This is a genomic window from uncultured Cellulomonas sp., assembly GCF_947494015.1.
In the GTDB taxonomy this organism is placed as follows: Bacteria; Actinomycetota; Actinomycetes; order Actinomycetales; family Cellulomonadaceae; genus Pengzhenrongella.
Genome location: NZ_CANLTL010000002.1, coordinates 221,919 through 243,391, shown reverse-complemented (window position 1 = coordinate 243,391; position 21,473 = coordinate 221,919). Strand labels below are relative to the sequence as shown.

20 protein-coding genes and 2 riboswitches are annotated in these 21,473 nt (G+C 75.1%); of the genes, 10 read left to right on the top strand and 10 right to left on the bottom strand.

Annotation, left to right across the window (positions count from 1 at the left end; genetic code table 11):
• The first annotated feature begins 112 nt into the window (after positions 1-112).
• The 4 genes from Q0840_RS02930 (at position 113) to Q0840_RS02915 (ending at position 3,490) form a co-directional block, all read left to right on the top strand.
• The gene (locus Q0840_RS02930) at positions 113-637 is read left to right on the top strand and encodes a GNAT family N-acetyltransferase (RefSeq protein WP_298456084.1); all 525 of its coding nucleotides are present in this window, start codon (positions 113-115) and stop codon (positions 635-637) included.
• 35 nt (positions 638-672) lie between these two features.
• Positions 673-760, top strand: a riboswitch (ZMP/ZTP riboswitch).
• Between the two features lie 74 nt (positions 761-834).
• Positions 835-2,157, top strand: a complete 1,323-nt coding sequence (glyA, locus tag Q0840_RS02925) for a serine hydroxymethyltransferase (protein WP_298456082.1) — start codon at positions 835-837, stop codon at positions 2,155-2,157.
• Positions 2,154-3,032: a bifunctional methylenetetrahydrofolate dehydrogenase/methenyltetrahydrofolate cyclohydrolase gene (locus Q0840_RS02920; RefSeq protein ID WP_298456080.1), complete on the top strand. Its 879-nt coding sequence runs from the start codon at positions 2,154-2,156 to the stop codon at positions 3,030-3,032. Before glyA ends, Q0840_RS02920 begins: the two co-directional genes overlap by 4 nt.
• A 70-nt stretch (positions 3,033-3,102) precedes the next feature.
• A riboswitch (guanidine-III (ykkC-III) riboswitch) is annotated at positions 3,103-3,165 on the top strand.
• 10 nt (positions 3,166-3,175) lie between these two features.
• Positions 3,176-3,490 carry a multidrug efflux SMR transporter gene (locus Q0840_RS02915; RefSeq protein ID WP_298456077.1) on the top strand — a complete coding sequence of 105 codons (315 nt, stop codon included), beginning with the start codon at positions 3,176-3,178 and terminating at the stop codon, positions 3,488-3,490.
• A 25-nt stretch (positions 3,491-3,515) separates the two neighbouring features.
• On the opposite strand, the gene Q0840_RS02910 is transcribed toward Q0840_RS02915, so the two are convergent.
• Entirely contained in the window at positions 3,516-3,869 is a 354-nt protein-coding gene (locus Q0840_RS02910) for a VOC family protein (RefSeq protein ID WP_298456074.1), read from the bottom strand.
• 112 nt (positions 3,870-3,981) lie between these two features.
• Here Q0840_RS02910 and Q0840_RS02905 point away from each other — a divergent pair, with 112 nt between their 5' ends.
• Both Q0840_RS02905 and Q0840_RS02900 read left to right on the top strand, forming a co-directional pair.
• Positions 3,982-4,791: an exodeoxyribonuclease III gene (locus Q0840_RS02905; RefSeq protein ID WP_298456071.1), complete on the top strand. Its 810-nt coding sequence runs from the start codon at positions 3,982-3,984 to the stop codon at positions 4,789-4,791.
• A gap of 152 nt (positions 4,792-4,943) precedes the next feature.
• Positions 4,944-5,864, top strand: a complete 921-nt coding sequence (locus Q0840_RS02900; protein WP_298456068.1) for a hypothetical protein — start codon at positions 4,944-4,946, stop codon at positions 5,862-5,864.
• Positions 5,865-5,900: 36 nt separating this feature from the next.
• On the opposite strand, the gene Q0840_RS02895 is transcribed toward Q0840_RS02900, so the two are convergent.
• From Q0840_RS02895 to Q0840_RS02875, 5 genes are all read right to left on the bottom strand, one after another.
• On the bottom strand, positions 5,901-6,098 hold the full coding sequence (locus Q0840_RS02895) for a hypothetical protein (RefSeq protein ID WP_298456067.1): 198 nt from the start codon (positions 6,096-6,098) through the stop codon (positions 5,901-5,903).
• A 102-nt stretch (positions 6,099-6,200) separates the two neighbouring features.
• Complete coding sequence (locus tag Q0840_RS02890) at positions 6,201-7,733, bottom strand: GGDEF domain-containing protein (protein WP_298456064.1); 1,533 nt, start codon at positions 7,731-7,733, stop codon at positions 6,201-6,203.
• A 153-nt stretch (positions 7,734-7,886) separates the two neighbouring features.
• Positions 7,887-9,149 carry a galactokinase gene (gene galK, locus Q0840_RS02885; RefSeq protein WP_298456061.1) on the bottom strand — a complete coding sequence of 421 codons (1,263 nt, stop codon included), beginning with the start codon at positions 9,147-9,149 and terminating at the stop codon, positions 7,887-7,889.
• Positions 9,146-10,297: a galactose-1-phosphate uridylyltransferase gene (galT, locus tag Q0840_RS02880; RefSeq protein ID WP_298456570.1), complete on the bottom strand. Its 1,152-nt coding sequence runs from the start codon at positions 10,295-10,297 to the stop codon at positions 9,146-9,148. Before galT ends, galK begins: the two co-directional genes overlap by 4 nt.
• 100 nt (positions 10,298-10,397) lie before the next feature.
• On the bottom strand, positions 10,398-11,234 hold the full coding sequence (locus Q0840_RS02875) for a DeoR/GlpR family DNA-binding transcription regulator (RefSeq protein ID WP_298456059.1): 837 nt from the start codon (positions 11,232-11,234) through the stop codon (positions 10,398-10,400).
• Between the two features lie 158 nt (positions 11,235-11,392).
• On the opposite strand from Q0840_RS02875, the gene Q0840_RS02870 reads away from it, so the two are divergent.
• A complete protein-coding gene (locus Q0840_RS02870; RefSeq protein WP_367183061.1) occupies positions 11,393-12,394 on the top strand; it encodes a VOC family protein in 1,002 nt (333 codons plus the stop codon).
• Positions 12,395-12,445: 51 nt separating this feature from the next.
• Here Q0840_RS02870 and Q0840_RS02865 read toward each other — a convergent pair whose 3' ends face one another.
• Complete coding sequence (locus Q0840_RS02865) at positions 12,446-12,865, bottom strand: nitroreductase/quinone reductase family protein (protein ID WP_298456057.1); 420 nt, start codon at positions 12,863-12,865, stop codon at positions 12,446-12,448.
• Positions 12,866-12,945: 80 nt separating this feature from the next.
• Here Q0840_RS02865 and Q0840_RS02860 point away from each other — a divergent pair, with 80 nt between their 5' ends.
• Positions 12,946-13,500, top strand: a complete 555-nt coding sequence (locus tag Q0840_RS02860; RefSeq protein ID WP_298456054.1) for an NUDIX hydrolase — start codon at positions 12,946-12,948, stop codon at positions 13,498-13,500.
• 63 nt (positions 13,501-13,563) lie between these two features.
• Here Q0840_RS02860 and Q0840_RS02855 read toward each other — a convergent pair whose 3' ends face one another.
• The 3 genes from Q0840_RS02855 to Q0840_RS02845 form a co-directional block, all read right to left on the bottom strand.
• A complete protein-coding gene (locus Q0840_RS02855; RefSeq protein ID WP_298456052.1) occupies positions 13,564-14,724 on the bottom strand; it encodes a P-loop NTPase in 1,161 nt (386 codons plus the stop codon).
• A gap of 72 nt (positions 14,725-14,796) precedes the next feature.
• Positions 14,797-15,375, bottom strand: a complete 579-nt coding sequence (locus Q0840_RS02850) for a DUF1003 domain-containing protein (protein ID WP_298456049.1) — start codon at positions 15,373-15,375, stop codon at positions 14,797-14,799.
• Positions 15,368-16,666 (bottom strand): magnesium transporter MgtE N-terminal domain-containing protein, encoded by a 1,299-nt coding sequence (locus Q0840_RS02845; protein ID WP_298456047.1) that lies wholly within the window; start codon positions 16,664-16,666, stop codon positions 15,368-15,370. The genes Q0840_RS02850 and Q0840_RS02845 overlap by 8 nt, the downstream gene beginning before the upstream one ends.
• A 119-nt stretch (positions 16,667-16,785) precedes the next feature.
• Between Q0840_RS02845 and Q0840_RS02840 the strand changes: the two genes are divergently transcribed.
• Together Q0840_RS02840 and Q0840_RS02835 are read left to right on the top strand one after the other, a co-directional pair.
• A complete protein-coding gene (locus Q0840_RS02840) occupies positions 16,786-17,469 on the top strand; it encodes a general stress protein (RefSeq protein ID WP_298456045.1) in 684 nt (227 codons plus the stop codon).
• 181 nt (positions 17,470-17,650) lie between these two features.
• Entirely contained in the window at positions 17,651-21,466 is a 3,816-nt protein-coding gene (locus tag Q0840_RS02835) for an FG-GAP-like repeat-containing protein (protein WP_298456043.1), read from the top strand.
• Positions 21,467-21,473 lie beyond the last annotated feature (7 nt).

Genomic DNA, 21,473 nt, shown 5'->3' with positions numbered 1-21,473 from the left:
AGGTCGGCCGCCGGCGTGGCGGCTGCGCCGTTCGAGGGGACGACCGGTTCCGATGCGTGGGACACGGGTGGTCAGAGTAGTCGGGGTCCCCAGCGGCTGACACGATGAGTCCATGACCGCACTCGACGTCACCATCGCCCGCGTCACCGACGACGAGGCCGGTGAGCTGCTGACGCTGCGTCGGGCGGCCTTCGTCAGCGAGGCGCAGGTCTACGGCGACCCGAACATCCCGCCGCTGACCCAGACCCTGGCCGAGCTGCGCGAGGACCTGGCCGCCGACGGCGTCGTGACCCTGGGTGCGCGGGCCGGGCACCGCCTCGTGGGGTCGATCCGGGTCAGCCTCGAGGGGCAGCGCGCCACGCTGGGCCGCCTCGCGGTGGCGCCGGACCTGCAGGGGCAGGGGATCGGCACCCAGCTGCTGTTCGCCGTCCTGCCGTACCTGCCCGAGGGCACCCAGGAGATCTGGGTCTTCACCGGCCAGGACTCGGCGCACAACATCGCGCTGTACGAGAAGCACGGCTACGAGCACCAGTACGACCGCACCGCCGGCGACCTCACCTACGCCTACCTGCGCAAGATCCTCGGCGACGACGAGCCGGAGGACGACGCGGCGCCCGACGTCGTCGAGCACGCCTGAGCGCCGCTCTGCGGTCGCGACCGCCTTGCTAGGCTGACCCGCGTCGCGACTGGCGAAGGTGGGTCACCACCAGGGAGCGACGCAGCAGCAGCAGACCATGGGTCGTACGCCTGGGCCCGGCGGTCACCACACCCGCGTGTGCGTGCCCGGACCGACTCCGGGATCCCCACGACACTGCTGAAGGCGCGAGGAGAACCATGCCCTCCGAGTCCGACGTCCTGACCGACGCCCTGCCCGAGAACGCCCAGCCCGGCGTCCTCGACCAGCCCCTGTCCCAGGTCGACCCCGAGATCGCCGCCGTGCTCGACGGCGAGCTCGAGCGCCAGCGCGGCACCCTGGAGATGATCGCGAGCGAGAACTTCGTCCCTCGTGCCGTCTTGCAGGCCCAGGGCTCCGTGCTGACGAACAAGTACGCCGAGGGGTACCCCGGCCGGCGCTACTACGGCGGCTGCGAGCAGGTCGACATCGCCGAGAACCTCGCGATCGCCCGCGCCCGGGAGCTGTTCGGTGCCGAGCACGCCAACGTCCAGCCGCACTCGGGGGCGAGCGCCAACGCCGCCGTCCTGCACGCGCTCATCAACGCCGGGGACAAGATCCTCGGCCTGGAGCTGGCGCACGGCGGGCACCTGACGCACGGCATGAAGATCAACTTCTCCGGCCGCCTGTACGACGTCGGCGCCTACGGGGTGGACCCCGACACGTTCCTGGTCGACATGGACGTCGTGCGGCAGCGCGCCCTCGAGCACCGGCCCGACGTCATCATCGCCGGCTGGTCGGCCTACCCCCGCCAGCTCGACTTCGCCGCGTTCCGGTCCGTCGCGGACGAGGTCGGCGCCAAGCTGTGGGTCGACATGGCGCACTTCGCCGGCCTGGTCGCCGCCGGCCTGCACCCGAGCCCGGTGCCGCACGCCGACGTCGTCTCCTCCACGGTGCACAAGACGATCGGCGGTCCGCGGTCGGGCTTCATCCTCAGCAAGCAGGAGCACGCCAAGAAGATCGACTCCGCGGTGTTCCCCGGCCAGCAGGGCGGGCCGCTCATGCACGTCATCGCCGCGAAGGCGGTGTCGTTCAAGATCGCCGCGTCGCAGGACTTCGCCGCCCGCCAGCAGCGCACGCTGGACGGCGCCCGCATCATCGCCGAGCGCCTCACCGCGCCCGACGTCGCCGCGGCGGGCGTCTCGGTGCTCACCGGCGGCACCGACGTGCACCTGGTCCTGGTCGACCTGCGCCACTCCGCCCTGGACGGGCAGGAAGCCGAGGACCTGCTGCACGCGGCCGGCATCACCGTGAACCGCAACGCCGTGCCGTTCGACCCGCGCCCGCCGCGCGTCACCTCCGGCCTGCGCATCGGCACCCCGGCGCTGGCGACGCGCGGGTTCGGCGACGCGGAGTTCACCGAGGTCGCCGACATCATCGCGACCGCGCTCGTGGGCGGCGCCTCGGCCGACCTGGAGACGCTGCGCGCCCGGGTCGCGACGCTCGCCGAGGCGTTCCCGCTCTACCCGGGCCTGGTCCAGTGAGCGCCCAGGTCCTGGACGGCACCGCGACCGCGCGCGCGATCAAGGCCGAGCTCACCGAGCGGGTCACCGCGCTGCGCGAGCGCGGGATCGTCCCCGGGCTCGGCACCGTGCTGGTCGGCGACGACCCTGGCAGTCGCGCCTACGTCGGTGGCAAGCACAGGGACTGCGCCGAGGTGGGCATCGCCTCGATCCGCGTGGACCTGCCCGCCGACGCCACCCAGGCCGACATCGAGGCGGCCGTCGAGCGGCTCAACGCCGACCCGGCCTGCACCGGGTACATCGTCCAGCTGCCGCTGCCCGCCGGCATCGACACCAACCGGGTGCTGGAGCTGGTCGACCCGGCCAAGGACGCCGACGGCCTGCACCCGACCAACCTGGGCCGCCTCGTCCTGCGGGTCAGCGAACCGGTCGACTCCCCGCTGCCGTGCACGCCGCGCGGCATCATCGAGCTGCTCGTCCGGCACGGCATCAGCCTCGCGGGGCAGGACGTCGTCGTGGTGGGACGGGGCACCACGGTGGGCCGCAGCATCGGGCTGCTGCTGACCCGCCGCGAGCACAACGCCACGGTGACCCTGACCCACACCGGCACCCACGACCTCGCCGAGCACACGCGCCACGCCGACGTCGTGGTGGCCGCAGCCGGGGTGCCCGGCATCATCACCCCCGACATCGTCAAGCCCGGCGCCATCGTGCTCGACGTCGGCGTGACCCGGGTGGTGGACGAGTCCGGCAAGACCCGGCTGGCCGGCGACGTCGACCCGGGCGTCGCCGACATCGCGGCGTGGGTCTCGCCCAACCCGGGCGGCGTGGGTCCGATGACGCGGGCCATGCTGCTCGCGAACGTGGTGGACAGCGCGGAGGCGGCCGCGGGGTGAGCCCGCAGGCGCGGCGTGGGGCCGGGTCCGGGCGGTTGCCGGGCCCGGCCCGCCGCTGGCAGGGTGCGCCGCAGAGCCGTGCAGGCTCCCGGACGAGGGGTGCCGTACCCGGCCAGCGACAAGACGGTGCCGGAGGAGTGGTCATGGCCTGGCTCGTTCTCGTCGCGTCCGGTGTGCTGGAGGCCGTCTGGGCCACGGCGCTGGGCCGGTCGGAGGGCTTCACCAAACCGGGCCCGACGGCGGTGTTCGGCGTCTCGGTCGTGCTCAGCATGGCCGGGCTCGCGTACGCGATGCGCGAGCTGCCCGTGGGGACGTCGTACGCGGTGTGGGTCGGCATCGGGGCGTCCCTGACCGTCGCCTACGCGATGGCGACGGGCACCGAGCCGGTGTCGCTGGTCAAGATCCTGCTGCTGCTCGGCATCGTCGGGTGCGTGATCGGGCTCAAGCTCGTCCACTGATCCGCGGCGAGCGGCGGCCGGCGGCTCAGCCGTAGGTCAGGCAGAACGGGTGCCCGGCCGGGTCGGCGTACACGCGGAACCCGTCGTGGTCGTCGGAGATCAGCCGCGCGCCGAGGCCCAGCACGCGGTCCTGCGCCTCGGAGATGTCCTCGACGGCGATGTCGAGGTGCAGCTGCTGGGGGACGGTCGGGTCCGGCCAGGTCGGCGCCACGAGGTCCGGCGCGAGCTGGAACGACAGCCGCGGCCCGCCGGGGCCGCCGATGTCCACCCAGTCGCCGTCGTCGTTCACGACCTCCAGGCCCAGCACGGCGGCGTAGAAGTCCGCGGCGGCACGCGGATCGGGGCAGTCCAGGACCACGGTGTCGAGTCGTCCGATCATGGCGCCATCGTGCCGTGACCCGCGCCGCGGGGCCAGAGGCGGGCCGCCGGACGCGAGGCACGCCACGTCCGGGCCCCAGGGCCGTGTCGGTGGCATGGGGTTGGATGTCCCGGTGCTGACGATCGCGACCGCCAACGTGAACGGGATCCGCGCCGCCCTCAAGCGCGGCATGGGGCAGTGGCTGGAGACCCGCGCGCCCGATGTGCTGCTCCTGCAGGAGGTCCGCGCGCCGGAGGGCCTGCTCGGGGACCTGCTGCCCACCGACCGGTGGGACCTCGCGCACGCCGAGAGCGACGCGAAGGGCCGCGCCGGGGTCGCGATCGCGTCCCGCCTGCCGATGAGCGCGATCCGGATCAACCTGGACCAGGGCGTCGCGACCAACACCGGCCGCTGGGTCGAGGCGGACCTGGAGCTCCCGGGCGAGGACGGCGCGCCGGCCCGCACGCTCACCGTCGTCTCGGCGTACCTGCACTCCGGCACGGTCGGCACCCCGTCCATGGACGAGAAGTACGCCTTCCTGGAGCTGGTCACCGCACGGTTGGCGCAGATCGCCGCCGACGGCGGCCTCGCCGTGGTCGCGGGGGACCTCAACATCGCCCACCGTGAGGTCGACATCAAGAACTGGAAGGGGAACCGCACGTCGGCGGGCTTCCTGCCCGAGGAGCGCGCGTACGTGGACCGGTGGCTCGAGCTGGGCTGGCGCGACCTCGGGCGCGACCTCGGTGGCGAGGGTCCCGGGCCGTTCACGTGGTGGTCGTGGCGCGGCAAGGCGTTCGACAACGACGCCGGCTGGCGGATCGACTACCAGCTCGCGACGCCCGCGCTCGCGCAGAGCGCCCGGACGGCGACGGTGGACCGTGCCGACGCGTACGACCAGCGCTGGAGCGACCACGCGCCGCTGGTGGTGGAGTACCACCTCTGAGCGGTGACCGCGCGTGGGTGCGTGCGGGGCGGGTGAAACGGCGGGTGAACCCCGCCGCGACATCACCCGTTCGGGTGGTCCGGCGCCCCCGGGGGTGGACAGTTCTGCCACCGGGTCGCACCGGCCCGGGTGGCAGCAGCAGGGGGACGAACGTGAAGCGAGCAACGGGTGCCGTGATGGCGGCACTGGTCATCGGGATGTCGAGCGCCGGGCCGGCCGAGGCCGCCCGGCCCAGCAGGGGAGCGCAGCACCTCGGTGTGGCCGAGTGCGCCGTCGACGTGACCACCAGCGGCATGGTCCTGACCGCGACGCACGTGGTGCGCGACGGCCGGGTCCGGGGGCTGCCCGGTGGCCTGACCGAGGCCGTGGCGATCAACGACCGTGGTCAGGTCCTCGGCGCCGTCGGCGCCGAGCCGGTCCTGTGGGACGGCCGGCGCACCGTCGCGCTGACCCCCGCGGCAGCAGACCCCGACGAGCGGTGGCGCTTCGACGACGTCTCGGCGACTGGCGTGACGGTCGGTGACGTCTCCGAGCCGTGGCCGTCGCAGGAGCGCACGGCGTTCCGACGGGCGAAGGACGGGACGATCACGCGGCTGACCGCGCCGGGCGTGCGCAGCGGCGCCCTGGCCGTCAACGCCTCCGGGCAGGTCGTCGGGGACGTCTGGGACGGCGACCTCCAGGTCGCCGTCCGGTGGGACGCCGACGGCACCACGACCCGGCTGGAGTCGCTCGGTGGGCACAGCCTGGCGATCGGCATCAACGACGCCGGACAGGCCGTCGGGTACAGCTACCGGACCGACGGCACCATCGAGCCGGTGAGCTGGTCGGCCGACGGGGCGGTCACCGCGCTCGGCGGGACGGGCAGCGCGCTCGCGGTCAACGCCCGGGGCGACGTCGTCGGCGAGCAGTACTCGCCCCAGCGCGCGTTCGTGCGCACCCGCGCCGGCTCGGTGCGGACCTTCCCCGCGCCGGACGACGGCGTCTCGATGCTGAGTGCGGTCAACAGCCGGGGCTGGGCCGTCGGGTGCGAGCTCGCCGGCGACACCGAGTCCGCGATCATCGTGCGCGCCTGACCGTCCGCGGGACGGCGCGCCGCAGCGTGCGGAGCGTCAGACCAGCGCCGGCAGGTCCGCGCGTGGGGCCGGCTGCAGGTCGGGCCGGATGCGCTCGTGCCCGGCCCACCACGGGTCCTCCCGGCGCCAGGGGAACTCTGCCGCATCCGCCGAGCGGATCCGGCGTGCCAGGGGCAGGCCGAGGGCCAGGGAGAGAGCACACCACGCTGTGACGAGCTCCACGATGAGCATCATGTGCTCTTCATACGCCGTGTCCCCGCGGTACGCCAAACGGGGGACCCCTCGCGTCCGGGTCGCGAGACCGGCCCGGCGCGGGAGGGCGGCCCGGGGAGCTGATCAGCGGCGCGTGGACGGACCGGGGTTCGTGTCGTCGGCCGACCGCGCCGCGCGCGGGGAGCCGTCCGGGACCGGCGCTGCCACCGGCACCGGCACGGGGGCCCGCGAGGGCTCGGCGGGTCGGTCCCCGCCGACCTCGACCCGGTCCCGGCCGGCGGTCTTCGCGCGGTAGAGCGCGGCGTCCGCCGCCGCGACGACCTGCTGCGACGGATCGCCGGGACGGTGCTCCGCCACCCCAGCCGAGAACGTCTGACCCCGGGGGGTGCGGGCGCGCAGCCGGTCCACCACGTCGCGCGCCTGCGGTGGGCGCAGCCCGGGCAGCAGCATGGTGAACTCCTCCCCGCCGTAGCGCGCCAGCAGCTGGCCGGGCGCGAGCGCGGCGCTCCACTCCTCGACGCAGTCGCGCAGGACCTGGTCACCGGCGGGGTGACCGTGCTCGTCGTTGAACCGCTTGAAGTGGTCCAGGTCGAGGATCGCGACGGACAGCGGCGTCCCGGTGCGCTGCGACGCCTCGCACGCGCGGTCCAGCTCGTGGTCCCACGTGCGCCGGTTCGGCGCGCCGGTCAAGGCGTCCACCCGCGCCACCGCGGCGAGCTGGGTGGCCTGGACCTCGACCTGCCGCACCAGGATCGCCATCCGGGCGAGCACGAGCCCGGACAGAGCGATCACCCCGACGCCGATCGGCGCCCACGCCACCAGCCCGTCGCCGACCCCGTCCACCAGCAGCGTGACGCCCGGCAGCATCGACCCGCCCGCGAGCAGGAACAGGGTGGGCACCGACCGCCGGGCGGGTCGCTGCGACTCGGGGCTGGCCAGGCGCACCATCGACGGGTGGGAGCACGCCACCGCGAGCAGCACGTAGGCGGCGAGCCACGCGACGTCGGTCCACGCGTTCTCGGCGTACGCGGGGTCCCGCAGGACGGCGACGTTGTAGGCGCAGTCGGCCAGGAAGGTGACGCCGAGGGACGCGGTGAGGTACCGCAGCGCGGGCGTCAGGGCGCCGGAGGTCAGCGTCAGCCGCCCGAGCACCGCGAGGATGAACAGGTCGGCGACGGGGTACGCCGACGCCACCACCCGCCCCAGCGGGCTCAGGCCCGGGTCGGCGCTGAGGGGCGCGACGACGAAGGCGAACGACGGCACCGCGACACCGACGGTCACGATGAGCGAGTCGATGAGCGCGGTGCTCGCGCCCGCGCTGCGCCGGCCCGGCGCGAACTGCAGCGCACCGGCACCCAGGACGACGTACCCGGCCAGGTAGAGCGCGTCCGCCGGCTTGGGGAAGGCGTCCGACGCCCAGACGGTCACCCACAGCAGGTCGGCCACCAGCCAGGCCGCGAACCCGCCCACCACCAGCACCCACGGCAGCCGCCGGCGGACCGGGCGCGACCGCACGCCGGTGACCGCGGTGGCCAACGACGCCAGCGCGACGGCCGCGTACACGACCTGCAGGTCGTCGTAGCCCAGCGGGATGAACGGGTAGGCCACCAGGGCAGCGACGAGCAGCGTCAGGACGCCGACTCGACCGCTGCTCATGCGCGTCCCATCGGCGGCACGGCCGCGCTGATGACCCATGGCAGCGATGGCGTGCGTCCTCACCCACGCCGACGCACGCCGCGGCACCTGGCCGGACCGCGCCGGGTGCCGGGCGGCGCAGGGGCCACCCGGCGACGCGGGTCGCCGACCGGCTCAGCGGGTGCGCGCCGCCGGTGCCGACGCCTCGGCGACCAGGAAGGCCGGCGGGTGGAACCCGGCGTCGGCGAAGGCGCGGGCGACGGCCTCGGCGACGGCGTCGATCGCCCCCACCTCGACCAGCGCGATCGCGGAGCCACCGAACCCGCCGCCGGTCATCCGGGCGCCGAGTGCGCCGGCCGACCGGGCGGCGTCCACGACCACGTCGAGCTCGGGGGCGCTGACCTCGTAGTCGTCACGCAGCGACGCGTGGGAGGCGTCCATGAGCGGGCCGACGTCGCGCACCCGGCCGGCGTCGAGCAGTGCCACGAACCGCTCGACGCGGGCGATCTCGGTGACGACGTGCCGCACCCGGCGCCGGGTGACCCCGGCGGGCAGGTCGGCGTCGGTGATCCGGGCGAGCGCGTCCGCGAGGTCGTCGGGGGAGATCTCCCGCAGCGTGGCCACCCCGAGCTGGCGGGCCGCGGCCTCGCACGCCGTGCGCCGGGCGGCGTACTGGCCGTCGGCGAGCCGGTGCTCCGCCTTGGTGTCCACCACGAGGAGCGCGAGGCCGGCCGCGGCGAGGTCGAACGGCACGTGCCGCACCGATTGGTCCAGGGTGTCCAGCAGCAGGGCGTGACCGGCCCGCGCGCGCAGCGACGACGACTGGTCCATGCCGCCGGTGGGGGCCCCGGCGACGTCGTTCTCCGCCCGGATGCACGCGCCCACCAGGCGGGTGCGCCCGGCGTCGTCGGCGGCGAGGCCCAGGTCGAAGGCGTCGTCCAGGGCCACGGCGACGGCGCACTCCAGCGCGGCGGAGGACGACAGGCCGGCGCCGTACGGGACGCAGGAGTCGACGACCGCGTCGAACCCGCCCACCGTGAGCCCGTCCTCGGCGAGCGCCCAGGCGACCCCGGCCGCGTACGCGGGCCACCCCTCCACCCGCCCGGGCGCCACGTCCACGAGCGCGGACGACCACAGGCCGGCGTCGGGCTCCTGCGCGGAGGCGAGCCGCACCACGGCATGGCGGGCGGCGTCGTCGCGCTCTGCCGTGGTCCGGCGCAGCGCGACGTAGGTGCGGTGCGGCAGGTCGATCGGCAGGCACAGCCCGCCGTTGTAGTCGGTGTGCTCGCCGATCAGGTTGACCCGGCCGGGTGCGGACCACACGCCGTCCGGCTCCGCGCCGAACCGGTCCCGGAAGGCCGCGACGGCGCGGTCGGCGCCGTCGGCAGGGTCCCAGGCGTCGATCCAGGTGACCGGGGTGGCGGCGTGTCGGCTCATCGGGCCAGCTCCTGCAGTCGGGTCGCGATGCGTTCGGGAGTGGTGTCGCTGATCCAGGCGCCCATGCCGGACTCGACGCCGGCCAGGTACTTGAGCTTGCCGGGCGCCCGGAGCACCGAGAACACCTGCAGCGCGAGCCGGGACAGGTCGCGGCCCTCGCGCACCGGCGCCTGGTGCCAGCCGGCGATGTACGGCAGGGTCAGCGGCTCGCCGTCGGCGCCCACGAAGAACAGGTCCAGGCGGCGCAGCAGCTCCAGGTACACCGGGGCGAGGTCGGCGCGTTCGGCGTCGGTCAGGCCCGGCAGGTCGGGGACGTCACGGCGGGGAACGAGGTGGACCTCGACCGGCCACCGGGCCGCGAACGGGACGTAGGCCACCCAGTGCTCGGACTCGAGCACGACGCGCTCGCCGCTGCGCAGCTCGGCGGCCAGCACGTCGGCGGCCAGCAGCCGCCCGGTCGCCTCGCGGTGGGTCCGGGCCTGGCCGAGCATCGCCTGGGTACGCGGCGGCAGGTAGGGGAACGCGTAGATCTGCCCGTGCGGGTGGTGCAGGGTGACGCCGATCTCCTTGCCGCGGTTCTCGAACGGGAAGACCTGCTCGACGCCGGGCAGCGCACCCAGGTGGGTGGTGCGGTCCGCCCAGGCCTCGATGATCGTGCGCATGCGGGTCGGGCTGACCGAGGCGAGCGACGCGGTGGGGTCGGGGCTGAAGCAGATGACCTCGGTGCGGCCGTTGGCGGGGCGCACCGGCCACAGCTCCTCCCCGTCACGGTGCTGCACCTCGTCCGGGACGCCGGGGACCGCCATCAGCGACGGGAACCGGTTCTCGAACACGACGACGTCGTAGTCCTCGGCCGGGATCTCCCCGTCCTGGTAGGCGGCCCCGGGCCGCGCGGGCGCCAGCGGGTTGGAGTCCGCGGCGGGCAGGAAGGTGCGGTTCATGCGGTGGGCGGCCATCGGGATCCAGTCACCGGTGAGCGGGTCGCGGCGCAGCTCGGGGCCGGTGACCGGGCGCGCGGTGCCGTCCTCGCCGACCACCGGGGCGAACCGGTCGGGCAGGGGGCGGGGGTCGTCCAGCCGGCGGGTGGCGGCACCGGAGACGTACGGCTCGGAGTCGTCGAAGTAGATGAGCTCCCGGCCGTCGGCCATCCGGGTGGCGGTGCGGCGGATCCGGGCGGCGTGCGGGCTGTCGGCGGTGCTCACGGTGCTCCTCGGCGGGCGGGTGGGGTGGCGGGCTGCGGGTCGGGGGTCACGCGGTGGGAGGTGTGGCGGGCTCCGCTGCATCGTGCCCCGGCCCGGCGACGACCTCGACGCGGCCCACGGCGGCCGTCGTGGCGGCGCGCACGTCGTCCGGCAGGTCGTCGGTGAGCAGCACGTCGACCGCGTCCAGGCCGCAGATCCGCGCCAGGCCGACCGCCGCCCACTTGCTGCGGTCCGCCAGCACCAGCACCTCGTCGGCGGACGCGACGAGGGCGCGGTCGGTCTGCGCCTCGAGCAGGTTCGGCGTGGTGAGCCCGCTCGGCCCGAGGCCGTGCACCCCGAGGAAGAGGCGGTCGACGCGCAGCTGTCCGAGGGCGGCGTCGGCCACCGGACCGACCAGGGCGTCCGACGGCGTCCGGGTGCCCCCGGTCAGCACGACGTCCAGGTCGTGGGGGTCGCCCGCCGTCGTCGCGCGCCCGGCGGCGTGCAGCGCGTCCGAGACGGGCACGGAGTTGGTCACGACCGTGAGCGGGCGCAGGTGCGGCGAGGCGGCGATGAGCTCGGCCAGCGCATGCGTCGTCGTGCCGGCCGAGAGCGCGATCGAGCCGCCGGGGGTGACGTACGCGAGCGCGGCCCGGGCGATGGCGAGCTTCTGCGCGGCGGCCAGGCCGCGCTTGGTCGCGAACTGCGGCTCGTGGGCGGTGTGCTGCGGGCTCACCGCGCCGCCGTGCACCCGGCGGACGAGGCCGCGGTCGGCGAGCTGGGCGATGTCGCGTCGCACGGTCATGTCCGAGACGGCGAGCTCGGCGACGAGGTCGGTGACCCGGACCGCACCGCGGGCGCGGACCTCCGTGAGGATGCGCTCCTGGCGCTGGGGGGCGAGCACGCGAACAGTATTCACCACGATCGAACAGAAATCGACGTCGACCGGCGGGTCGGCACCACGGCACACCCGTGCCCACAGTTGACGCGACAACTTCTGTGTCGGAGCCTGTCCGACGACGCGACAGCCGTCGCGACGACCGTCGGGAAGCAGGCACGGACATGGCTCAGCTCGCGCGCGAGGGGACCGGCGCGCCGGCGCCGCCCCGGATCGGCGCCACCGGCGCACCCGGCACCACCGCCGGCGCTGACCGGCGCGACCCCGATGCGCTGCTGCCTGCCACGACGGGCATGGACGCCGTCACGCTGCACGTCGCCGACCTCGCCGGCATGACGGACTACTACCGCGATGCCCTGGGCCTCGAACGGCTCGACGGCGCCGCCACGACCACGGCCCTCGACGCGGCGACGCGTCATACCGGCGGGCGCGCACCGCAGGTCGTGGTCCTGGGCCGGGCGTCCACACCGCTCGTCGTGCTCGTCCACACGCCGGGGCTGCCTGGGCAGCGCCGCGGGGAGGCCGGGCTCTTCCACACCGCGCTGCTGTTCCCCGACCGCGCGGCGCTCGCCGCGGTCCTGCTGCGGGCCGCGCAGCACCCGCGGTCCCGGTACGTCGGGTCGGCGGACCACCTCGTCTCCGAGGCGTTCTACTTCACCGACCCGGAGGGCAACGGGATCGAGCTGTACCGGGACCGCCCGCGCGAGACCTGGACCTGGACGGCCGCGGGCGGTGTCGTCATGGACTCGCTGCCCCTCGACGCCACAGCCTTCGTCCGCGAGCACTCCGCGCCGGACAGCGCCCGGACCGCGGAGGTCGGGCACGTCCACCTCAAGGTCGGCGACATCGCCACCGCCCGCAGGTTCTACGCCGACGCCCTCGGCTTCGAGGTCACCGCCGACCTGGGCTCGGCGCTCTTCGTCTCGGCCGGCGGGTACCACCACCACATGGCGATGAACACCTGGCAGAGCCGGGGTGCCGGCGCGCGCGCCGCGACGCTCGGCCTCGGTCAGGTCTCCCTGACCGTGCCGTCCCGGGACGACCTCGCCGCTCTCGGCGCCCGCCTGCGTGCCCACGGGGTCACCCCACGTGACGACGGCCGGACGTTGCGCTTCGAGGACCCGTGGCGCACGTTGCTCGAGGTCAGCGCCGCAGGCTCGCGCTGAGACGCGGCCGCGCCGCCCGCTGCCGGCCGGTCACCGGTCCGCGGTCACCGGTCACCGGTCCGCGGTCGCCGTCAGGGCGACGACGGCGATCCGGCGGCTGACCTTCGCCTGATAGGCGGCGTAGTCGAGCACCTCGTCGTTCAGGCGGCGCCACAGGACGTCGCGCTCGGGGCCGGTGACCTCCGTCCCCACCACGGGAGCACGGACGCCGTCCACCTCGATGGTCGCCGAGGTGCCCGCACGCAGGTTCAGCCACCAGCCCGGCTCCCAGTCCGCACCGCCGTTGGACGCCACCACGATCCACCGGTCGCCGTCGGGCAGGTACGCGAGCGGCGTGGTCCGTGCCGTGCCGGTCGTGCGACCGGTGGTCGTCAGGTACAGCAGACGCGCCCCGCGGAAGCGGCGTGGTCGGACACGTCGCACGACGGCGTTGACGGTGCGGTTCAGCAGGACGAATGCACGTCGCCTCATGCCGGCGATGATAGGGAGCGCCGACCCGCGCGGGTACCTCCTCGTCCGTGGCTCACGCGCCGCTCTGGGAGGGTGGCCGGATGAGCCTGTGGACCACCCGCGCGTCGACCGTCGTCTACGAGAACCCCTGGATCCTGGTGCGCGAGGACGCCGTCGACCGACCCGACGGGTCGGCGGGGATCTACGGCGTGGTGGAGCTGCGCCAGCCCGCCGTGTTCGTCGTCGCACTGTCCGACGACGGCGAGGTCGTCCTGGTCGAGGTCGACCGGTACACGACCGGTGCCTCGCTCGAGGTGCCCGCGGGCGGCTCCGACGGCGAGGACCTGCTGGTCGCCGCCCAGCGGGAGCTGCGCGAGGAGACGGGGCTGGTCGCGGACCGGTGGCAGGCGGTCGGGAGCATGTCCGCGCTGAACGGCGTGTGCCGGGCGCCGGAGCACGTGTTCCTGGCACGTGGTCTGCGGCCCGCGCCCGCGGCGACGGACGCCCACGGTGCGCAGGCCGAGGAGGGCATCACCGCGGTCCGTCGGCTCCCGTGGGCACGCGTGCTCGAGCTCGTCGCCGACGGGACGATCACGGACGGCGAGAGCGTGGCGGCGCTGATGTACGCGGCCATCGCCCTGGGTCGCGTGGGCTGAGGTCCGGCGGCGGTCGACCCCGTCGCGCCGCCGGTGCGGGGCGGGCGGCGACGGGGGTGCGGGCTACCGCCCCACCGGCGACAGGCCGAGCGGGCGCCCCGCGAGCCCGCGCGACCGGCCCGCCAGCGTGCGGGCGACGTCGCGCAGCACCACCGCGGCGGGGGCGTCCGGGTCGGCCAGGACCACCGGAGTCCCGGCGTCCCCGGCGGCGCGCAGGCCGACGTCGAGCGGGACCTGACCCAGCAGCGGGACGTCACCGCCGGTGGCGCGGGCGAGGTTGGCCGCGACCGTCGCACCGCCGCCGGCGCCGAAGACCTCCAGCCGCGACCCGTCCGGCTGCTCGAGCCAGGACATGTTCTCCACCACCCCCGCGACCCGCTGGCGGGTCTGCAGCGCGACCGACCCGGCGCGCTCGGCGACCTCGGCGGCCGCGACCTGCGGGGTCGTCACCACGACGAGTTCCGAGCGGGGGAGCAGCTGGGCGACCGAGATCGCGATGTCGCCGGTCCCCGGGGGCAGGTCCAGCAGCAGCACGTCCAGGTCGCCCCAGAACACGTCGGCGAGGAACTGCTGCAGGGCGCGGTGCAGCATGGGACCGCGCCAGACGACGGGCTGGCCGGCCGGCACGAACATGCCGATCGAGACGACCTTCACGTCGTGCGCGACGGGCGGCAGCAGCATGTCGTCGACCCGGGTCGGGGGACGGGACACCCCGAGCATCCGCGGGATGGAGAACCCGTAGACGTCGGCGTCCAGCACCCCCACCCGCAGCCCGTCGGCGGCCATCGCCACGGCGAGGTTCGCGGTCACGGACGACTTGCCCACGCCACCCTTGCCGGACGCGATCGCCAGGACCCGGGTCAGGGAGTGGGGCTGGGCGAACGGGATCACCGGCTCCGGTGAGCCGCCGCGGAGCATCGAGCGCAGCGCGGTCCGCTGCTCGGCACTCATCACGCCCATCGCGACGTGCACCGACGTCACCCCGGGCACGCGCAGGGCCGCGGCAGTCACGTCCCGGGTGAGGGTGTCCTTGAGCGGGCAGCCCGGGGTGGTCAGGTCGAGGCCGACGGTGACCAGGGTGCCGCCCGAGCCGTCGGGGCCGAGGTCGACCGACCGGACCATGCCGAGCTCGGTGATCGGACGGCGGATCTCGGGGTCCTGCACCGAGGCCAGCTCGGCGCGGACGGCGTCGACCAGGGCGGTGGGATCGACGGGCGTCGGCATGCGGCCATCGTACGGGCGGCGTCCGACGGGGCCGTCCGGGGCGGCGCCGGAGCCCGTTCCCGTCCGCGCTGCTCACTCGCGCCGGCTGACCGGCTCCCGGCGGCCGGGACGACCCGGGTGCCGACCGTCGTGCCGCGGGTCGCGCACCACGGTGGCTTCGCGCTCCTCGCGGTCCTCGTCCTCACGGTCGGCGGTGAGCTCCTCGAGCAGGTTCCGCAGCTCGGACCGGACGAAGTCGCGCGTGGCGACCTCGCTCAGGCCGATCCGCAGCGCGGCCATCTCCCGGGCGAGGAACTCGGTGTCGGCGAGGTTCCGCTCCGCGCGCTGGCGGTCCTGCTCCAGGGCGACCCGGTCGCGGTCGTCCTGCCGGTTCTGCGCGAGCAGGATCAGCGGGGCCGCGTAGGAGGCCTGGGTGGAGAAGAACAGGTTGAGCAGGATGAAGGGGTACGGGTCCCAGCGCAGGCCCCACAGCCCGATGGCGTTGATCGCCACCCAGACCACGACGAACGCGGTCATGTAGAGCAGGAACCGGCCGGTGCCCATGAACCGGGCGAACGCCTCCGCGATGCGCCCGACGGCGTCGGGGTCGGCCTTGAAGCGCGGCACCCAGGCCCGTCGGGTGACCTTGGGGGTGTCGAGGCGCTCAGGCACGACCGGCCCCCGTCCCGCCGAGGTGGACGATGCCGTCGGTCGCGTCGTCGTGGGACTCGCGCCAGTCCTCGGGCAGCAGGTGGTCCAGGACGTCGTCGACGCTGACCACGCCGAGCAGGCGCCGCTCGGCGTCCAGCACGGGGACCGCGAGCAGGTCGTAGGTCGCCAGCAGCCGGGTGATCTGCAGCAGCGGGGCGTCGGCGGTGACCCCGTCGATGCCGGAGTCGACCAGCGTGCCGATCGGCTCGTGCGGGGGTTCGCGCAGCATGCGCTGCAGGTGCACGACGCCGAGGAAGCGCCCGGTCGGGGTCTCGGCCGGCGGGCGCGCGACGAAGACCATCGACGCGAGCGCCGGGGTCAGGTCCTGCCGGCGCACGTGCGCGAGCGCGGCGGCGATCGGCGTCTCGGGCGGCAGCACCACGGGCTCGGTGGTCATCAGGCCACCGGCGGTGTTCTCCTCGTAGGCGAGCAGCCGGCGCACGTCGCGCGCCTCGCCGGGCTCCATCAGCCCGAGCAGCTCGGTGGCCTGCTCCTGCGGCAGCTCGCCGAGCAGGTCGGCGGCGTCGTCGGGCTCCATCGCCTCGAGCACGTCGGCCGCCCGGCCCTGGGTGAGCCCGGACAGGATCGTGACCCGGTCGTCCTCGGGCAGCTCCTCCAGGACGTCGGCGAGGCGGTCGTTGGTCAGCGCGGTCGCGACCTCGAGCCGTCGCGGTGCGCCCAGGCCGTGCAGCACCTCGGCGAGGTCGGCGGGCTTGAGGTCCTCGTAGGCGGCCAGCAGCAGCGCGGCGCCCTGGCCGGCGTGGGACCGGGCGAGCCCGGTCACGCCGGTCACCGGGACCAGCAGGGTCTCGCCGCGCCGGCGCAGCAGCCCGCCCTTGGCCCGCACATGGCGGCGCAGGAACAGCTGGGTGACGAGCCAGTCGCCGTTGCGCTGCCGCTCGATGGCGAGGTCCTCGACGGTGGCGCTGCCCGAGCCGTCGGTGAGCTCGACCGACCGGTCCAGCAGCTCGCCGACCGCCAGGGTCTCCATCGCCCGCTGCTCGAAGCGCCGCATGTTGACCAGGCCGGTCGAGATGACCTGGCCCGAGTCCATGCTCGTCACGCGGGTCAGCGGCAGGAACACCCGGCGCCGACCCGGGACCTCCACGACGAGCCCGACGGCACGCGGCAGACCCTTGGGCCGGAGCAGCACGACGACGTCGCGCACGCGGCCGACCTGGTCACCGAGGGGGTCGAAGACGATGGTCCCGGCGAGGCGCGCGACGAAGACCCTGGTCCCTGCGCTGCTCACGGCCGCCAGCCTAGTGGGCGTGCGTCGGGCCGGGCCCGGCCAGGGCGCCGGTGGTCCCCGCTCCGGCCCGGCCGGGCACCGACGTGGCCACCCGTCGCGCGGTGGGGGAGGATCGGGGCATGTCCTTCGCGAACCCGGCCCGCGTCCCGCGCACGCCCACCCTGCCGCAGGGCGAGCAGGTCGCCGCCTACGGCACCTACCTCGAGGCCCAGCGGGCCGTCGACCACCTGGCCGACAAGCAGTTCCCGGTCCAGCTCGTCACCATCGTCGGCGGCGACCTGCGGATGGTCGAGCGGGTCACCGGGCGGCTGTCCTACCCGCGGGTGGCGCTGGCCGGTCTGGCGTCGGGTGCCTGGTTCGGGCTCTTCGTGGGCTTCCTGCTGCTGCTGTTCAGCTCGCCCGAGGGGCAGACGTTCCCGCTGATCGCCGCCATCCTCATCGGTGGTGCCTTCGGGATGCTGTTCTCCGTGGTCACCTACTCCTTCACGGGGGGCAAGCGCGACTTCACGTCCCAGAGCCAGATCGTGGCGAGCACGTACTCGGTGCTGTGCGCGGCCGAGCAGGCGCACAAGGCCCGGGCGCTGCTGCAGGAGATCGGAGGCACGACGTCGGGGTGGCCGACGCCGCCGGCGTCCGGCCCAGGGGCGCGGCCGTCGGACCCGACGTCGGCCCACCCGCAGGGGCACCCGGCGCAGCCCTCGGGTTCGCCGACCGTCCCCCCGCCGCCGGCTCAGCAGCCGCCGGCCCAGCAGCCGCCGACGGGCGAGAGCCCGTACGCCCCGCCGCGGGACCCGCGCACCTGACGGAGCGCGACGCGCCGCCACCGCGCTCACGGGGCACGGGGCACGGGCTTCTTTTCACCCTGCTGGACGCCGCGCGACGGGGCCCCCGGGCTCGATGGTGTGCCCGTGGGGACGGCTGCGTCCTCCCGGACCCCTGGAGCCCTCTGCCGTGCGACACCTCGCTGCTGCCGTCCTGACGGCTGTGCTCACGTCGACCCTGCTCGTGCCCGGCGCGGGCGCGGGCGCGACCGCCCCGGCCCCGGCGCGGGTCGTGCCGACCCCGGACCCCGAGTGGTCGCCGGTGGACGACCTCGTCCTGCGGGTGCCTCGGGCGTGGCAGGTGACCGCGGGCGGCGGAGTCACCGTGGCGGTCGTGGACAGCGGGGTCGACGCGACCCACCCGGAGCTCGCCGGTGCGCTCGCACCGGGCGTGGACCTGGTCGGGAGGGACGCCGTCCCGGATGACACCACCGGCTTCGGCACGGCGGTCGCCGGGGTGATCGCCGCCCGCCTCGACGGAGCCGGCACGACGGGCGTCGCGTACGAGGCGACCGTCCTGCCGGTCAAGGTCACGGACGCCGGGCCGGATGCACCCGCGTCGAGCGAGGTGGTCGCCGAGGGGGTGCGGGCCGCGGCAGCGCGCGGTGCGGCCGTCATCCACGTGTCCCACTCCGTCCCGGAGGCGTCGACCGCGCTGCGCTCCGCCGTGGCCGCGGCCATCGCGTCCGGTGCCGTCGTGGTCGCCCCGGCCGGCGACGCGCGCGACGGATCGCCGTGCTACCCGGCGGCGTGGGCGACGGAGCTGCCCGGTCTGGTCGCGGTGTCGCGGTCGGACGAGGACGAGACGCGCAGCGGGTTCCAGAGCTGGGGCGACTGGGTCACGGTGGCGGCCCCGGGGGACGACGTCCCGGTCCCCACCGCAGGCGCTGCCGTGTCCACGATGTCGGCCGATGCGCTCGCCTCTGCCCGGGTGGCCGGGGTGGTCGCCCTCGTGCGGGCCCACGAGCCGGGCCTCACGCCCGCGCAGGTGGACGCCCGCCTGGCGCTGACCGCACGCGACGCCGGGACGCCCGGCGCCGACCCGTACTACGGCGACGGCGTCGTCGACGCGGCGGCCGCGGTGACGCTGGACGACCCGGTGCCCGCCGCCGTGGCGCCGGCGCTCGACCGCTCGGCCGTCGACGGCGGGCAGGACGACGTCATGGCCGGCGCTCGCCGGATCGACCGGACGAGCGGCGACAGCCCGCAGATGCGGGGCACGTTCGACACCGAGGGAGACGTCGACTGGTACGTGGTGGATGCGGCGCCCGGTGAGCGGTTCGTCGCCCGGGGCACCGGGGTGATCGACGTCTACGCCGCCGACGGCGCCCATCTGGCCACGACGGGCTGGTCGCCGATGCCGCTGTGGTCCCAGGTGGAGGGCCCCGGGCCCCTGTACCTGCGGGTGCGTGCCGACTTCCCTCGCGTCCTGGGGGGCTACGAGGTGGAGCTCAGACGCCTGGACGAGCAGCCCGTCACCGCGCTGCGGTTCGATCGAGAGCCGGTCGCGTCACGGGGCGGATTCGCGTGGGGCGGGCTCGGGGTGGCGGACGTCACCGGCGACGGGGTCGACGACGTCGTCGCCGGGACCATCGCCTGGGAGAGGCTGCCCCAGGGTGGTTCCCGTGGGATGCCGGCCGTCGGGTACATGCCGGGCCGGGGCGACGGGACCTTCGGCACCTTCGCGACCGTCACGGTGGGTGCCGTGAGCGGCGGGACGCCGTCGCTGACCAGCGCGGACCTGGACGGGGACGGCGTCACCGAGGTCGTCGTGGCGACCGGGACCGAGCTGTGGACCGTCGACCTGAGCGGGACCGATCCCGCCGCGCGACGGCTGGCCCAGCGCGACGACTGGTCACCGCGGAGCCTGGTCGCCGTGGACCTCGACGACGACGGAGACCAGGACCTCGCCGGCGTCGACTCCGTCGGTGCTCTGGTGGTGCTCAACGACGGGTCGGGCGGCATGACGCCGACGTCCGTCCCGGCAGCCGGGCTGACGATCACGCCTGCTGCGGCGGACGTCGATCGCGACGGGATGCTGGACCTGGTGTACGGGGGGCCGGCCAGCACGGTGCTGTACCGGCAGCGCGACGGGTCCTTCGTCGTCGGACCGGCCATCGACTGGCTGATGGGTTCGTCCGCGGTGCAGGCCGGCGACCTGACCGGCGACGGCCGGGACGACGTCGTCGCATCCCTCGTCGACGGCCGCGTCGTGGTGAGCCGGTGGACGCCGACCGGATGGTCCGGGCCGCAGACCGTCACGACCCTGGCGCCTGAGAGCCATCGGCTCGCGCTGGTCGACATGGACGCCGACGGACGCACCGACGTGGTGAGCTCTCCCGCGTTCGTCACCGCCGTGAGCCTGCAGCAGCCGGACGGCACGTTCCTCACCGACACCTTCCGGATCGCGTTGCCGGACGAGCCGCTCGGCGGGCCGGCCGTGCCCGCCGACCTCGATGGGGACGGACTGCCCGAGCTGGCCCTGACGGACCGTTCGGGCGCGGTGCAGGTCGCTCACCAGGGCCGGCAGCTGCGGGGGATGACGCCCTGGGTGACCGGCGTCTCCCCGGCCCCGACCAGCGCCGGCGCCGCGGTCCGGCCGACCGTCGCCGTCACGCTGGGGCGAGACGTCGAGCGCGCGTCGGTGACCGCCCAGACGGTCCGTCTCGTGGATGCCGCCACCCGAGCGCCCGTCGCGGTCCAGCGCACCGTCTCGGCCGATGGCGTCGTCCGCATGGTGCCGACCGCCGACCTGGTGCCCGGACGGACGTACACGGTGCGCACGGAGGGCCTGCGGGCGCACGACGGCACGGTGCAGACCGAGGCGACCCGGTCGTGGTTCACCGTCGCAGCGGGCGGTGACCGGTTCACCCCGCTCGAGCCGGTACGGGTGTTCGACAGCCGTGACGAGGTCGGCCGCATCGACCCGGACCAGCCCATCCAGCTCTGGTTCGGCGGCGTGCTGCCGCAGGACGCGACGGCGGTCGTCCTCAACGTCACAGCGGTCGCCGCCGATGCGGTCGGGAACGTGCGCGTGTACCCCACGACGGACGGCGGCGTCCCGCCCGAGGTCTCGAACATCAACGTCGTACCGGGGGTGGACCAACCGGCAGCGGTGACGGTCGGGCTGGGTGTCGACCTGTCCGTGGACGTCCTCACCGAGGGAGCCTCGGCGGACCTGGTGGTGGACCTCGCGGGCTACTTCTCCCCGTCGGCGGCGACCGCGTTCACCGCCACCTCGCCCGTCCGGCTGATGGACACCCGCGACGGCACCGGGGGCGTGCCGGCGCTGCCGGTGACGGCTGGGCGGTGGGTGGAGCTGCAGGTCGCCGGTCGTGGCGGGGTGCCGGTGGACGCGTCCGCCGTCGCACTGAACGTCACCGCCACCGAGGTGGCCGCCCGCACGCACGTGCGGGTCTACCCGACCCCGGCCGCGTACGCCGACCAGGCACCGCCGATGGTGTCCAACCTGAACCTGATGCCGGGGCGGGATCAGGCCAACATGGTGGTGGTCCGCGTCGGTGACGGCGGACGCATCCGCCTGTACACGCACAGTGCCGCCGCGCACCTGGTCGTCGACCTGGCCGGCTGGTACACCGCGACCGGCGAGCTGGGCTTCGTCCCCGTGGAGCCGGCCCGCATCGTCGACTCCCGACGCGGCCAGGGTCTTGCGGGAGCACTGAGGAGCGGGCGCTCGGCCGAGGTCGCGGTGGGTGGCCTCGCCGGTGTGCCGGGGACCGCCCGGGCTGCCGTCCTCACCGTGACGGGAACCGGTCACCGGGCCGGGACGCACATCCGGACGTTCCCGGTCACGGACCCGGCGACGCTGCCCTTGGTGTCCACGCTGAACCTCGTCGCCCGGCGGGACGAGGCGAACGCCACGGTCGCGCGACTGGGGCGGGGTGGCCGGGTCGGGGTGTACAGCGCGAGCGCCGACATCGACCTCGTGGTGGACGTCTCGGGCTACTTCACGCGGTGACGCCCGG